The organism is uncultured Kocuria sp., assembly GCF_947500125.1.
Classification (GTDB): domain Bacteria; phylum Actinomycetota; class Actinomycetes; order Actinomycetales; family Micrococcaceae; genus Kocuria.
Genome location: NZ_CANMRA010000052.1, coordinates 1 through 13,766 on the forward strand (window position 1 = coordinate 1; position 13,766 = coordinate 13,766).

Genomic DNA, 13,766 nt, shown 5'->3' on the forward strand with positions numbered 1-13,766 from the left:
GGGGGGGGCGGCGGGGGGGGGGGGGGGGGGGGGGCGGGGGGGGGGGGGGGGGGGGCGGGGGCGGGGGGGGGCGGGGGGGGGGGGGGGGGGGGGGGGGGGGGGGGGGGGGGTGGTTGCGGCCCGGGGGGGGGGGGCGGGGGGGGGGGGGGGCGGGGGGGGGGCCCCGCCCGCCGGTGAGCAGGGTGGTGGGTCAGCTCGCCGTGGTGGCGGGGACGGCGGCGCGGTCCTCCGGCTCCGGCGGAGTCGACCGTGCCGGTCCGCCGGGGACGCGGGGGATCAGGGCCACAGCGACCGCCGCGACCAGCCCCACGGCCGCGAACACGATGAAGTTCCACTGGAAGGGCAGGGCCATCGAGCCGATCCAGCCGCCGATGAGCGGTCCGGAGATGGCGCCGATGCGGGCGAAGGACAGGGCCCAGCCGGTGGCGGTGGCCCGGGCGTAGGAGGGGTAGTAGTCGGCGACCCAGCCGGTGAGCACCAGCGAGGTGGAGATCGAGCCGATGCCGGCCAGGGCCACGAACACGTAGTTGATCACCAGGGTGTTGGGGAACATCAGCAGGAGGATGCCCACCCCGCCCAGGAGGTAGAAGACCACCAGGATCAGCTTCTTGCCGTAGGCGTCCGCGGCGCGGCCCAGGACCATGCCGCCGAAGGCCGAGGCGAGGCTGAAGACGGCCAGGAAGGTCAGCGAGGAGCCGAGGTCGTAGCCGGCCGAGCGCATGATCGAGGGCAGCCACGTGTTGAGGCCGTAGACCAGGACCATGCCGCAGAACAGGGAGATCCAGAAGAAGATCGTGGCGGTGAGGTAGCCGCCGGAGAACATGGCCGTCAGGGACTGCTTCCAGCTCACCGACTGGATGTCGGCGCCGGTGGCGTGGGTCGGGGTCCAGTCCTGCTCCACGAAGGGCTCGACGCGCATCTTGCGGGCGAGCTGCTCGGCCTCGGCCTTGCGGCCCTTGCTCATGAGGTACTCGATGGACTCCGGGACGATCCAGGCCAGCAGCGGCAGCAGCAGCAGCGGCAGGGCGCCGACGGCGATGACCCAGCGCCAGCCCAGGGTCGGCAGGATGGCGATCGCGACCAGGGCCGCCACGAGGATGCCGAAGGAGTAGCCGGAGAACATCACGCCGTAGTTGAACGACCGGCGCTTCGGGGCGGAGTACTCGATGGTCAGGGCCGCGGCCACGGGAAGCACCCCGCCCATGCCCAGGCCGCCGAGCAGGCGGAAGAGGCCGAACAGCTCCGGCGTGGGGGCCAGCGCGGCGCCCAGCTGCATGGTGGTGAAGAGGGCCACCGAGACCAGCATCATCTTCTTCCGGCCGATCCGGTCCGAGAGCGTGCCGATGGTCATCGCGCCGATGAGCATGCCGATCAGGGCGTAGGACCCGAGACCGCCGAGTTCCAGGGGGCTGAGGCCCCACGGCTCGTACTCGGCCAGCGCCGGCAGGACGGCGCCCAGGACGCCGACGTCGTAGCCCTCGGCGAGGATCACCAGCCAGCAGGCGAACAGCACCGTGTTCGTGGTTTTCTGTGGGACGGGCCACTGAGTCGAGGTAGCCATGGTCACCTGTCCTTGTCTTGAGCCGAGCCGTCCTCCGGGAGGAGGCGACGAGCGGAGAAGATACCGGCCGGTTGTGCCGTGCATCACAGTATGTCTTATGGATGACGAACGTCACAAGGGCTCGATATCAGGAACGGGATCGGCGCTGGATCCGCAGGGAGCAGGCTACGCCACGAGCACGAGCACGAGCACGAGCACGAGCACGAGCACGAGCAGGGCCTCCGGCCCTGGGCGGCAGCGATCGGCCCGTCACGGGCATCTGCTGCCGTGGGGGCACGCCCCGCCCCGGCGTCGACCGGGTCGACCGGCCCATCGGACCACCGCAGGCGGCTCGCGAAACTCAGAGCGGGGACGCAGCACGGTCATCACGGTTCGTCTCCGTCGTCGACGGCCCCCGCACGGACGAGAGCCGCAGGTGTGCAGCACGGCGCCGATCGCCGGGTCCGCGCCGCGGACCTGTCCGCCCGCCCGGATCGGCACTGCCGGTGTGCGCCGGCGCCTCCCGTGCCGCCCACGGCCACCGCCACGGTGACCCCGCCACCGTGCCCGGCGTCATGCGCGCGGCCGACTGGCGCGATCCCGGCCCGGGGCGTGGATCTCGGCGGACCCTGGTGGTGACATGGAGGTGTCCCGGCGAGCCGTCCCGGGGCACGCAGAAGGCAACGGGGGACACCATGGGCATCCGCAGGACGTCGCGCACTCCGGCGGGAGTACCGCTTGAGGAGGCCGGGGGCGGGACCATCGCCTCCCGGCTGAACTGGTTGCGCGCCGCGGTGATGGGCGCCAACGACGGCATCGTCTCGACTGCCGGCATGGTGGTCGGGGTGGCCGGGGCGGCGGTGAGCACCAACGCCCTGTTGGCCTCCGGGGTCGCGGCCGTCGTGGCCGGGGCCCTCTCCATGGCGGTGGGGGAGTACGTGTCGGTCTCCAGTCAGCGGGACTCCCAAAAGGCGGAGCTGGCCCACGAGCAGCGCCAGCTCGACACCGACCCCGTCTACGAGGTCCGGCACCTCGCTGAGCTGTTCGCCGCCCAGGGCGTCGAGGCGCCCCTCGCCCACCAGGTGGCCGAGCAGCTGATGGCCGAGGGTCCGCTGGCCGCCCATGCCCGCCACGAACTGGGCATCGACCCGGGACGGCTGACCAGCCCCTGGCAGGCGGCCTGGGCCTCCACGGCCGCCTTCGTTCTGGGTGCGCTCATCCCACTGGTGGCCATCCTGACCTCCCCACGGCCGATCGCCGTGCCGGTCACGATGGTGTCCGTGGTCGTCGCACTGCTCGTCACCGGGTCGGTCGCCGCCCACCTGGGCCGCGCCCCACGGGCACGGGCGGCACTGCGCACGGTGGCCGGCGGACTGGCCGCCATGGCTATCGCCTACGGCATCGGGTCCCTGCTCGGAACCCAGCTCTGACGACTCGTCCGGCGGCGCCCCGCACGGGTGGGCCACCCCGGGCCGGGAACAGTGCGTGCTCGCACCGCCGGGAGCTCAGAGCAGGGATTCGGTGGAGTTCCCGCCGTCGGTGGTGCGCAGGACGTCGGTGCCGACCACCAGCAGGGCCTCGATCTCGCCGTCCTCGGTGGTGCCGGCGCCCAGTGCGGTGATCTCGCCGACCGGCTCCGCGCCGGCGGTCCAGGTCCGTCCGGCGTCGCGGCTGGTCAGCAGGTGCCCGTCGATCCCGGCGCCGACGATCGTGCGGTCGTCGGCCCAGGCCACCCGGGACATCAGCTGCGGGGTGTCCAGGGCGTCCCAGGTGGCGCCGTCGTCGTCGGAGCGCAGCACGCCGTCCTCGGTGGTGGCCAGGACGGTGCCCGTGCCCGGGGCGATCGCCAGCGAGGCAGGGGCGGAGGGGATCTCGCGGATCTCCCAGGAGCGCCCGTCGGTGCCGACGCGCAGCTGCCCGTCGAAGCCGAGCACGCTGTCCGGGCCGGCGGCCAGGGTGTGGAAGTCCGACTCCCCGCCCCTCGAGAGCACTTCCCAGGTCTCGCCCCGGTCGGTGGACCCGATCAGCCCGACCGGTTCGGGGAGGTCGGTCCCGGCCCCGGGGTGGCCCGAGGCCAGATAGCGGCCCTCCGGGGTGACGGTGAAGCCCATCAGGTCCACGGCCGGTCCCACCTGGGTGAGTTCCCGGTCCTGGAGGCGGAACAGCCCCTCGTGGGTGGCCAGCAGGACCGTCCCGGTGGCGGCGTCGCGCGTGATGGCGTGCACGTGGGTGATCGCGGTCCCGGCGCCGCCGGCGTCGTCGGACGGGGGAGGGGGCGAGGACTCCGCCTGCGGGGAGCACGCCACCAGGGCGCCGGTGCCGAGCAGGCCGAGACCGCCGAGGAGCAGGGATCTGCGGGTCAGGGGGTCCATGGGTCCTTTCCGCCTCGCGCTCCACCGCGAGGACCACCCACCATTCTCGACCGGCCGGTGCGGGACTCCGCGGCGTTCTTCGTGAAGGTTTGGCGAAGATTCCCCCGCTGACCGCCCCGGGGGCCGCCGCGTCCCGAGGGGAGGAGGAGACTGAAACCATGAATCCTGGCACTGACGCGGCGGCCGGGCGGGTGCTGGTGGTCGACGACGAGAAGCCACTGGCCCAGATGGTCGCCACCTATCTGACGCGCGGAGGCTACGAGGTCGCGACCGTCCACACCGGGCCCGACGCCGTGGAGGCCGCCCGCGGCCGGAGCCCGGACGTGGTGGTGCTGGACCTGGGGCTGCCGGGGATGGACGGCATCGAGGTGTGCCGCAGGATCCGGGGCTTCTCCGAGTGCTACGTGCTGATGCTCACCGCCCGCGGGGACGAGGAGGACAAGCTGGCCGGGCTGGCGGCCGGGGCCGACGACTACATCACCAAGCCCTTCAGTGTCCGCGAGCTCGTCGCCCGGGTGGCCGCGGTGCTGCGCCGCCCCCGGACCACCGTGACCCCCGTCGAGTCGGCCCGTGCGTTCGGGGGCCTGACCGTCGACCTCGCCGCCCACGAGGCCCGGGTGGACGGGGAGCCGGTGGCCCTGACCCGCACCGAGTTCGAGCTGCTGGCCGCCCTGACGGACCGGCCGCACCAGGCGCTGACCCGCCGCCGACTCATCGACATGGTGTGGGGCCCCGCCTGGGTGGGCGACGAGCGGATCGTGGACGTGCACATCGGGCACCTGCGGCGGAAGCTCGGGGAGGACCAGGCCGCCTTCATCGACACCGTGCGCGGGGTCGGCTACCGGATGGTGACCCGGCGACGACGCCCCCGGGGGCTGGCCTCCCGGTTCTTCCTGGCCCAGGCCATCGTGGTGGCCGCCAGCATCCTCGCCGCCGTGGTCGTCGCCTTCCTGGCCGGCCCGCCGATCTTCCACGAGCACCTGCTCATCGCCGGGTACGCCGTGGACTCGCCGGAGCTGCTCCACGTGGAGCGGGCCTACCGCGACACCAACCTCATCATCCTGGGCGTGGCCCTGGTCACCGCCGCGGTCTGCGCCTCGGCGGTGACCTGGTTCTTCACCCGCCGCCTCCGCCGGCCCCTCACCGCCCTCACCGAGGCGGCCCAGGGCATGGCCCGCGGCCGCTACGACACCCGGGTCCCGGCCATCGGCGCCGGCGCCGAGGTGGACGCGGTGGCGGCCTCGTTCAACACCATGGCCGAGCGGCTGGAGCGCACCGAGGAGCTCCGGCGGCGGATGCTCTCGGACCTGGCCCACGAGATGCGCACCCCGATCTCGGTGCTCACCGTCTACTGCGAGGCCCTCCAGGACGGGGTGGCGCACTGGGACGAGGCCACCCACGAGCTCATGACCGACCAGCTCGGACGCCTCACGCGCCTGGTCGAGGACATCCATGACGTGTCCCGGGCCGAGGAGGGCCGGATCGACCTGGACCGCGTCGAGCAGCCGGCGGGGGAGTTCGCCCGCTCCGCCGCGGAGGCCCACCGCGAGGCCTACGCCGCCAAGGGCGTGCGGCTCGACCTGGACATCGACGACGACGCCGGGGTGGTGGAGGTGGACCGGCAGCGGATGGGCCAGGTGCTCGGCAACCTGCTCACCAACGCCCTGCGGCACACCCCGCCCGGCGGGCAGGTCTCCCTCGGCGTCGCCCGGCTGAGCCCGGGACGGGTGGCCCTCCGGGTCACCGACACCGGCGACGGCATCGCCGCCGAGCACCTGTCCCGGGTGTTCGAGCGCTTCTGGCGCGGGGACAGCGCCCGGGACCGTGACCACGGCGGCTCCGGGATCGGCCTGACCATCTCCCGGGCCCTGGTCGAGGCGCACGGCGGGACGCTGACTGTCACGTCCCCCGGCCCCGGCGCGGGGGCGGTCTTCGCCGTGGAGCTCCCCAGCCGTCAGCGCGTGCGTCCGTCGCCGGCCGAGGCCACCCGGTCGCCCTCCTTGCTTGATACCCCCTAGGGGTATATACCTGGAAGGAGCAGGACCGTCCCGGTCCCCGCCACCACACCGACCAGCCCTCGTGGAAGGAGCATCATGAGCCCCCCGCGTCATGACCACGGCCACCCCGCCGCCGCGGAACAGCCGAACGCCGGCTCCGGCGCGGGCCGGCCCGCGGATCCCCACGGCCACGAGCAGCACGCCGACTCCGGCACCCACGGGCAGGCCATGCCGCACGAGCACGCCCACTCGGCGGTCGACGAGGACCACCAGGTCCACCAGCACGGGGAGCACGCCGGGCACTCCACGGCGATGTTCAAGAACAAGTTCTGGCTCTCGCTCGTGCTGTCGGTCCCGGTGGTGTTCTTCTCCCCGATGGTCGCCCACCTGCTGGGCTACCAGCTCCCCGAGTTCCCGGGCTCGGCCTGGATCCCTCCCGTCCTGGGCACGGTCATCTTCGTCTACGGCGGGGCCCCGTTCCTGAAGGGCGGGCTCACCGAGCTGAAGTCCCGGCAGCCGGGGATGATGCTGCTGATCGCCATGGCCATCACGGTCGCGTTCGTGGCCTCCTGGGTCACCACGCTGGGCATCGGCGGGTTCGAGCTCGACTTCTGGTGGGAGCTGGCCCTGCTGGTGGTGATCATGCTGCTGGGCCACTGGATGGAGATGCGCGCCCTGGGCGCGGCCTCTTCCGCTCTGGACGCCCTGGCGGAACTGCTGCCCGACGAGGCCGAGAAGGTCGTGGACGGGGACACCGTGACGGTGCCGGTCTCCGGGCTGGGCGTGGGGGACGTGGTGCTGGTGCGCTCCGGGGCCCGCGTCCCGGCGGACGGGACGATCACCACCGGGACCGCGGAGTTCGACGAGTCGATGATCACCGGCGAGTCCCAGGCGGTGCCCCGCGGCCCCGGCGACACTGTGGTGGCCGGGACCGTGGCCACCGACAACACCGTCCGGGTCCGGGTCGAGGCTGTCGGGGCCGACACCGCCCTGGCCGGGATCCAGCGGATGGTCGCGGCCGCCCAGGAGTCCTCCTCCCGCGCCCAGGCGCTGGCCGACCGCGCCGCCGCGTGGCTCTTCTGGTTCGCCCTGGGCGCCGGCGTCCTCACCGCCGTCGCCTGGACGCTGCTGGGCAGCCCGGACGACGCCGTAATCCGCACCGTGACCGTGCTGGTCATCGCCTGCCCGCACGCCCTGGGGCTGGCCATCCCCCTGGTCATCGCGATCTCCACCGAGCGCGCGGCCCGCTCCGGCGTCCTGATCAAGAACCGGATGTCCCTCGAGCGGATGCGCACCATCGACGTGGTGCTCTTCGACAAGACCGGCACCCTCACGGAGGGGGCGCACGCGGTCACCGGGACGGCCACCGTCCCCGAGGTCTCCGAAGGCGAACTCCTCGCCTGGGCGGCGGCCGCCGAGTCCGACAGCGAGCACCCCGTGGCCCGCGCCGTCGTCACCGCCGCCGCCGGACACCCCGAGGCGTCCCGGCGGGGCCTGCGCGGCACCGGGTTCACGGCCGCGACCGGCCGCGGGGTGACGGCCACCGTGGACGGGGCGGAGGTCGTCGTCGGCGGACCGAACATGCTGCGTGAACGCGGACTGGACACCCCCGCGACCCTGCGGGCGGCCGTGGATGCGTGGACCGGCCGCGGCGCCGGAGTGCTCCACGTGGTCCGGGACGGACGGATCATCGGCGCCCTGGCCCTCGAGGACAAGGTCCGCCCCGAGTCCCGGGCGGCCGTGGCCGCCCTCCAGGAGCGCGGCGTGAAGGTGGCCCTGATCACCGGCGACGCCCGCCAGGTCGCCGAGGCCGTCGGCGCGGACCTGGGCATCGACGAGGTCTTCGCCGAGGTCCTTCCCCAGGACAAGGACACCAAGGTCGCCGAGCTCCAGTCCCGCGGGATGACGGTGGCCATGGTCGGCGACGGCGTCAACGACGCCCCCGCCCTGGCCCGCGCCGAGGTGGGCATCGCGATCGGCGCCGGCACCGACGTGGCCATGGAGTCGGCCGGGGTGGTCCTGGCCGGCAACGACCCCCGGGCCGTGCTGTCGATGATCGACCTGTCCCGGGCCAGCTACACCAAGATGGTCCAGAACCTGGTCTGGGCCACCGGCTACAACGTCGTCGCCGTGCCCCTGGCCGCCGGGGTCCTCGCGCCGGTCGGGATCGTGCTCTCCCCGGCCGTCGGAGCCGTGCTGATGTCGGTCTCCACCATCGTGGTGGCGCTCAACGCCCAGCTGCTGCGCCGCCTGGACCTCGACCCGGCCCGGCTGGCCGCCGTCAGCGTCGAGGACCGCCGCAGCACCGGGCGGCCGGCCGCCGTCCCTGCTCCCTGATCCCCCTGTTCCCACCCCTCGAGAAGAAGAAGGACACCCTGTGAAGCGCTCCACCACCCTCAGCACCCTCGCCCTGGCCTCGGCCCTCGCCCTGGCCGGCTGCGGCTCCGCCGGCGAGGAGGACACCGGGGCGGCCTCGGAGACCGGCACCTCCGCCGCGACCGGGACCGCCGGTGCCACGCTGGCCTCCCCGTCCGCGTCCCCGTCGGACGCCCCGTCCGGCTCCGCCGCCGGGATCTCGGCCGAGCACAACGACGCGGACGTGATGTTCGCCCAGATGATGCTCCCGCACCACGAGCAGGCGGTGCAGATGAGCGAGATCCTGCTCGGCAAGGACCTGGTGCCCGAGGACGTCCGCGACCTCGCCGAACGGGTCAGGGACACGCAGGCCCCCGAGATGGAGCAGATGCGCGCCATGCTCGTCGCCTGGGACGCACCGACCACCCCCGATGCCTCCGCGACCCAGCACGGCGGCCACGGCTCCGGCATGGTCGACGACCAGGGCATGAACTGGCTCCGGGAGGCCGAGGAGGGCCCTGCGGCCGCCCGGCTGTACCTGGAGCAGATGACCCAGCACCACGAGGGGGCGATCGAGATGGCCCGGGACCAGGTCCAGGACGGATCGAATCCGCAGGCCGTGGAGCTGGCGCAGGAGATCGTCCAGGCGCAGGAGGCGGAGATCGCCGAGATGGAGCGGATGCTCCAGGAGCTGCCGGAGGGGTCCTGACCGTCCCGGCGCCCGGCGTCGCCGCCCTCGTGCGGCGGCCGGTGCACAGCAATGAACCGATCGACGAAGGAGGACCGTGATGATGTGGGGCGACGGAATGGGATGGGGCATGGGCTGGATGTGGATCTTCTGGCTCCTGCTGATTTTGGGCACGGTGGTGCTGGTAGTGGTGCTGGTGAAGGCGTTCACCGGCGGTTCGGGCGGCGGGACCCGACAGGGCGGGTCCGCGCCGCCGCCGACGGGTGCGGGTCCGCACCGGTCCCGGGAGATCCTCGAGGAGCGCTACGCCCGCGGGGAGATCAGCACCGAGGAGTACCGGGAGCGGCTGCGGACGCTGGAGGAGGGCGGGCGGTGAGCCCGCTGACACGCCGGCAGCTGCTGGCCCTGGGCGCGGCCGGGGCCGGTGCCGCGGCCGTGGGCGGGGCCGGGCTGTGGTGGACCAACGGCGGCGGCGAGTCTCTCGGCGGCGGCCGGGAGCTGGTGCAGCCCGAGGTGCTGTCCAGCCGGGACGGGGTCCTGGACGTGGCCCTGGAGGCCGCCCCCGCCCAGGTGCGGGTCGGGGCGCGGGAGGCGAACGTGCAGGCGTTCAACGGCTCCCTGCCCGGACCCACCCTGCGGGTCCGGCCCGGGGACACGGTCCAGGTGGCGATGACCAACGGTCTGGAGGCCCCGACGAACCTGCACGTGCACGGGCTGCACGTGTCCCCGGAGGACAACGGGGACAACCCGTTCGTGCGCATCGAACCGGGGGAGTCCTTCGACTACGAGTACGTCCTGCCGCAGGACCACCCGCCGGGCACCTACTGGTACCACCCGCACCACCACGGGCACGTGGCCGACCAGCTGGCGGCGGGGCTCTACGGGGCCATCGTCGTCGAGGACCCCGACCCCGCCCCGGTGGCCCGCGAGCGCGTCCTGGTCGTCTCCGACATCACTTTGGACGGCTCCGGCAACCTCGCCGAGGTCTCCCCGCCGCAGCGGATGATGGGCAGGGAGGGCGAGACCGTGCTGGTCAACGGCCAGGTCCGCCCCGAGGCCACCGCGGCGCCGGGGGAGCGGGAGCTGTGGCGGGTGGTCAACGCCTGCCCGTCCCGGTACCTGCGCCTGACCCTGGACGGCCAGACCGTGCGGCTGTTCGGCCGCGACCTCGGCCGCCTCCCCGAGCCGGTCGAGCTCACGGAGGTGACCCTGGCCCCCGGCAACCGGGTGGAGCTGCTGGTGGACACCCGCGAGGGCACCTCCACGCTGCGCGCCGCTCCCGTGGAGCGCGGGAGCATGGACGGGATGATGGGCGGGATGATGGACGGGGCCATGCCCGGGGACGGCCCCGGCAACGACGAGCCGATCGACCTGCTCACCCTCGAGGTCGCCGGGGACCGGGCCGCAGACGCGGGGCCCGTGCCCGCGGGGCCGTCCCTGCGGGACCTGCGCGAGGAGCCGGTCGAGGCCCGGCGCACCCTGGACTTCGCCATGGGCGGCATGGGCGGCATGGGCGGCATGATGGGCAGCATGCGCGGGCCCGGCGGGATGATGTCCTTCACGATCGACGGGCAGGAGTTCGACGCCGAGCGCACCGACCAGCAGGTCCGGGTGGGCACCGTGGAGGAGTGGACCCTGACCAACTCCAGCCCCATGGACCACCCGATGCACCTGCACGTGTGGCCCATGCAGGTCGTGGCCGACGGCGGCCGCGACGTCGCCGCACCGCGGTGGCAGGACGTGGTCAACATCCCCGCCTTCGGGGAGGTGACGGTCCGGGTGGCCTTCGACGACTTCGGCGGCCGCACCGTCTACCACTGCCACATCCTCGACCACGAGGACCTCGGCATGATGGGCACCGTGGCGGCCCGCTGAGCACCGTGGGCCCGGCCCACCGAACGTGTCCGAACAACCCCACCGCCGGGAAGCGCTCGCGGCCCGGCAGGAAGGACGTGCAGTTCCGCATGGACCACAGCACGCAGACGCAGAAGAAACTCTCCCTGACCGGATCCGTGGCCCTGGGGACGGGGGTGATGATCGGCGCGGGCATCTTCGCCCTCGTGGGGCAGGTCGCCGAACTGGCCGGCGGCTGGGTGCCCTGGGCGTTCCTCGCCGGAGCCGTGGTCGTGGCGTTCAGCTCCTACTCCTACATCCGCTACTCGGCCACCAACCCGTCCGCGGGCGGGATCGCGATGCTGCTCAAGGCCGCCTACGGCCCGGGGGTGGTCGCCGGCTCGTTCTCCCTGTTCATGTACGTGTCGATGATCCTGGCCGAGTCCCTGCTGGGCCGCACCTTCGGCACCTACCTGCTGCGCCCCTTCGGCCTGCAGGGCTCCGAGGTGTGGGTGCCGGTGCTGGCGGTGGTGGCGATCGTGGCCGCCGCCCTGGTGAACCTGGTGGGCAACCGGTGGGTGGAGCGCTCCGCCACGGTGACCGCGGCGCTCAAGATCGTCGGGATCGCCGTGCTGGCGGTCGCCGGCATCCTCGCGGCGGGGGTCTCCTCCCTGGGCCGGCTGTTCACCGCGGCCGACCGCACCCCGCCGGAGGCGGGCTGGCTGGGCTTCCTGGCCGGGACCACCCTGTGCATCCTGGCGTACAAGGGATTCACCACGATCACCAACCAGGGCGCCGACCTGCAGCAGCCGGAGCGCAACATCGGCCGCTCCATCATGATCTCCATCGCCCTGTGCACGGTGCTCTACCTGCTGATCACCGTCGCGGTGACCGGCAGCCTGACCGTGCCGCAGATCGTCGAGGCGCGGGACTACGCCCTGGCCGAGGCGGCCGAGCCGATGTTCGGCGCCTGGGGTGTGACGCTGACCGTGGTGATCGCCGTCGTCGCGACCCTGTCGGGGCTGATCGCGAGCCTGTTCTCGGTCTCGAAGCTCTACGACATGCTCCGCGACATGGGCCAGGCCCCCGGGCTGCCGGGGAAGGAGGGCCACCAGTCGCTGTACATCACCGCCGGGCTGGCGATCCTGATGGCCGCCTTCTTCGACCTGTCCCAGATCGCCTCCCTCGGCGCCATCCTGTACCTGGCCATGGACATCGCCATCCACCTCGGCATCCTCCGCCACCTCAAGGACGACGTCGGGGCCAAGCCGTGGATCCCCTGGGTCGCGATCCTGCTCGACGTCGCGGTGCTCGTGCCGTTCGTGCTGCTGAAGGCCCAGTCGGACCCGTTCACCCTGGTGGTCACCGCCGTGGTGGCCCTGGTCATCGTCGTGGCGCAGTGGTTCACCGTGCGGCACCGCTCCGAGGACGCCGATCAGGAGAGCGGGCAGGAGCACCACTGACGGGCCGTGGGCAGCTCCGGGCCACCGGGGGCGGGACGAGCCGGTCGGCGCCCCGCCGGACCTACATGACCCCGGGGCCCTCGAGGGCCGCCCACAGGACACCGGCCAGGACGCCCAGCACCAGGCTCGCGACCGCGGCGACCCCGGCGGTGACGGCCGGCCAGGCGGCCGCCCCGCCGCGGCCGGGGAACCCCTCGGCGTGCTGCTCCGGGCGGGCGAAGACGGGGGCGAACCAGCGCAGGTAGTAGAAGAGGCTGAGCACGCTGTTGAGCACCACCACCAGGGCCAGCCAGCCGTGCCCGCCGTCCCAGGCGGCGGTGGCCGTGGTGAGCTTGCCGACGAACACGGCCAGCGGCGGGGTCCCCACCAGTCCCAGCAGCGCCACCAGCAGGGCCAGGGCCAGCCCGGGACGGGATCGCGCCAGGCCCCGGTAGGCGGCCAGCTCCCGGTGCTCGGGCAGCGCGGCCGTGACGGCGAAGGCGGCGACGTTCGTGACGGCGTAGGCGGCGAGGTAGAACAGCAGCGAGGGCAGGGCCAGGTCGCTGCGCCCGGCCGCGGCCACGGGCACGAGCAGGAACCCCACCTGGGCCACCGTGGACCAGCCCAGCAGCCTGCGGGGATCCGTCTGCCAGTAGGCCGCGAGGTTGCCCAGGACCATCGAGGCGGTGGCCAGCAGCGCCGCGACGAGCAACCAGGACCCGTCCCCGGCGGAGACCGTGGCCACGAGCCGGTACACGGCCACCAGCGCGCCCACCTTGGGCACGGTGGTGAGGAACGTGGCGGCGGTGGCCCCGGTGCCCTGGGCGGCGTCGGGCACCCAGAAGTGGAAGGGCACCCCGCCGGCCTTGAAGAGCAGCCCGGCGAGCACGCCCAGCACACCCGCGCCCACGGCCGCGGCCGGGGCCGCGGGCAGCTCCTCCTGGAGCAGGGCGTAGTCGGTGCCGCCGGCCAGGGCGTAGAGCACGGTGACCCCGGCCATGAGCAGGATCCCGGACAGGGCCCCCATGAGGTAGGTCTTCATGGCGGCCTCGGCCCCGGCGCGGCCGCCGGTGAGGCCGACGATCCCGTACAGGGGGATGCTGGCCAGCAGGAACCCCACGATCAGCACGAGCAGGTCGGTGGACCCGGCCAGGACCATCACCCCGGTGGTGGCCAGGAGCAGCAGCGCGTACGTGTCGGACTCCCGCGGGGACCCGGCGATCTCCCCGGAGGCCACCCCCAGCACCAGCAGGGTGGTCAGGGCGGCGATCACCCGTGCGGCGCCGGTGGCGGTGTCCACGGTGAAGGTGCCGCTGAAGGCGCTCTGCACGGGGCCCGTCATCGCGAGGGCGGCCGCGCTCGCGGCGCTCAGCAGGGCCAGGGCCGCGACTGCCCGGGCGATCCACTGGCGGTCCCGGGGCAGGAAGGATCCGCCCAGCAGCACCACCAGCCCGCCGACGAAGACGACGATCTCGGGCAGCAGCAGCTCGGGGCGCATCTGCATCGAGGCCTCCACCGGCTACCGTCCCACCAGGCTCA

Annotated in this window: 10 protein-coding genes and 1 pseudogene; 8 read left to right on the forward strand and 3 right to left on the reverse strand. The window is 73.6% G+C overall.

Annotated features, from left to right (window positions below):
• Positions 1 to 190: 190 nt before the first annotated feature.
• Positions 191 to 1,561 carry an MFS transporter gene (locus tag Q0817_RS19100; protein WP_298591793.1) on the reverse strand — a complete coding sequence of 457 codons (1,371 nt, stop codon included), beginning with the start codon at positions 1,559 to 1,561 and terminating at the stop codon, positions 191 to 193.
• A 674-nt stretch (positions 1,562 to 2,235) separates the two neighbouring features.
• Between Q0817_RS19100 and Q0817_RS19105 the strand changes: the two genes are divergently transcribed.
• Positions 2,236 to 2,970 (forward strand): VIT family protein, encoded by a 735-nt coding sequence (locus Q0817_RS19105; RefSeq protein ID WP_298591795.1) that lies wholly within the window; start codon positions 2,236 to 2,238, stop codon positions 2,968 to 2,970.
• Positions 2,971 to 3,045: 75 nt separating this feature from the next.
• Here Q0817_RS19105 and Q0817_RS19110 read toward each other — a convergent pair whose 3' ends face one another.
• On the reverse strand, positions 3,046 to 3,912 hold the full coding sequence (locus tag Q0817_RS19110) for a F510_1955 family glycosylhydrolase (RefSeq protein WP_298591797.1): 867 nt from the start codon (positions 3,910 to 3,912) through the stop codon (positions 3,046 to 3,048).
• Between the two features lie 158 nt (positions 3,913 to 4,070).
• On the opposite strand from Q0817_RS19110, the pseudogene Q0817_RS19115 reads away from it, so the two are divergent.
• From Q0817_RS19115 to Q0817_RS19145, 7 genes and pseudogenes are all read left to right on the forward strand, one after another.
• Positions 4,071 to 4,760: pseudogene (locus Q0817_RS19115) on the forward strand (response regulator transcription factor); the annotation flags it as partial.
• Positions 4,758 to 5,930 (forward strand): cell wall metabolism sensor histidine kinase WalK, encoded by a 1,173-nt coding sequence (locus Q0817_RS19120; RefSeq protein ID WP_298591813.1) that lies wholly within the window; start codon positions 4,758 to 4,760, stop codon positions 5,928 to 5,930. The pseudogene Q0817_RS19115 and the gene Q0817_RS19120, both read left to right, overlap by 3 nt.
• 75 nt (positions 5,931 to 6,005) lie before the next feature.
• On the forward strand, positions 6,006 to 8,246 hold the full coding sequence (locus Q0817_RS19125; RefSeq protein WP_298591799.1) for a copper-translocating P-type ATPase: 2,241 nt from the start codon (positions 6,006 to 6,008) through the stop codon (positions 8,244 to 8,246).
• A 40-nt stretch (positions 8,247 to 8,286) separates the two neighbouring features.
• Positions 8,287 to 8,973 carry a DUF305 domain-containing protein gene (locus tag Q0817_RS19130; RefSeq protein WP_298591801.1) on the forward strand — a complete coding sequence of 229 codons (687 nt, stop codon included), beginning with the start codon at positions 8,287 to 8,289 and terminating at the stop codon, positions 8,971 to 8,973.
• Positions 8,974 to 9,052: 79 nt separating this feature from the next.
• Positions 9,053 to 9,328, forward strand: coding sequence for an SHOCT domain-containing protein (locus Q0817_RS19135; protein ID WP_298591802.1), 276 nt, complete (start codon positions 9,053 to 9,055; stop codon positions 9,326 to 9,328).
• A complete protein-coding gene (locus Q0817_RS19140) occupies positions 9,325 to 10,827 on the forward strand; it encodes a multicopper oxidase family protein (RefSeq protein WP_298591804.1) in 1,503 nt (500 codons plus the stop codon). The genes Q0817_RS19135 and Q0817_RS19140 overlap by 4 nt, the downstream gene beginning before the upstream one ends.
• Before the next feature lie 89 nt (positions 10,828 to 10,916).
• Complete coding sequence (locus Q0817_RS19145; RefSeq protein WP_298591807.1) at positions 10,917 to 12,248, forward strand: APC family permease; 1,332 nt, start codon at positions 10,917 to 10,919, stop codon at positions 12,246 to 12,248.
• Positions 12,249 to 12,309: 61 nt separating this feature from the next.
• Here Q0817_RS19145 and Q0817_RS19150 read toward each other — a convergent pair whose 3' ends face one another.
• Positions 12,310 to 13,731 carry an NADH-quinone oxidoreductase subunit N gene (locus Q0817_RS19150; protein ID WP_298591810.1) on the reverse strand — a complete coding sequence of 474 codons (1,422 nt, stop codon included), beginning with the start codon at positions 13,729 to 13,731 and terminating at the stop codon, positions 12,310 to 12,312.
• Positions 13,732 to 13,766: the final 35 nt, after the last annotated feature.

Excerpts from the sequence above, each read along its gene's own strand:
- Q0817_RS19150 (WP_298591810.1), bottom strand. The coding sequence starts at position 13,731 with ATGCAGATGCGCCCCGAGCTGCTGCTGCCCGAGATCGTCGTCTTCGTC.
- Q0817_RS19100 (WP_298591793.1), bottom strand. The coding sequence starts at position 1,561 with ATGGCTACCTCGACTCAGTGGCCCGTCCCACAGAAAACCACGAACACG.
- Q0817_RS19120 (WP_298591813.1), top strand. The coding sequence starts at position 4,758 with ATGGTGACCCGGCGACGACGCCCCCGGGGGCTGGCCTCCCGGTTCTTC.
- Q0817_RS19135 (WP_298591802.1), top strand. The coding sequence starts at position 9,053 with ATGATGTGGGGCGACGGAATGGGATGGGGCATGGGCTGGATGTGGATC.
- Q0817_RS19145 (WP_298591807.1), top strand. The coding sequence starts at position 10,917 with ATGGACCACAGCACGCAGACGCAGAAGAAACTCTCCCTGACCGGATCC.
- Q0817_RS19110 (WP_298591797.1), bottom strand. The coding sequence starts at position 3,912 with ATGGACCCCCTGACCCGCAGATCCCTGCTCCTCGGCGGTCTCGGCCTG.
- Q0817_RS19105 (WP_298591795.1), top strand. The coding sequence starts at position 2,236 with ATGGGCATCCGCAGGACGTCGCGCACTCCGGCGGGAGTACCGCTTGAG.
- Q0817_RS19125 (WP_298591799.1), top strand. The coding sequence starts at position 6,006 with ATGAGCCCCCCGCGTCATGACCACGGCCACCCCGCCGCCGCGGAACAG.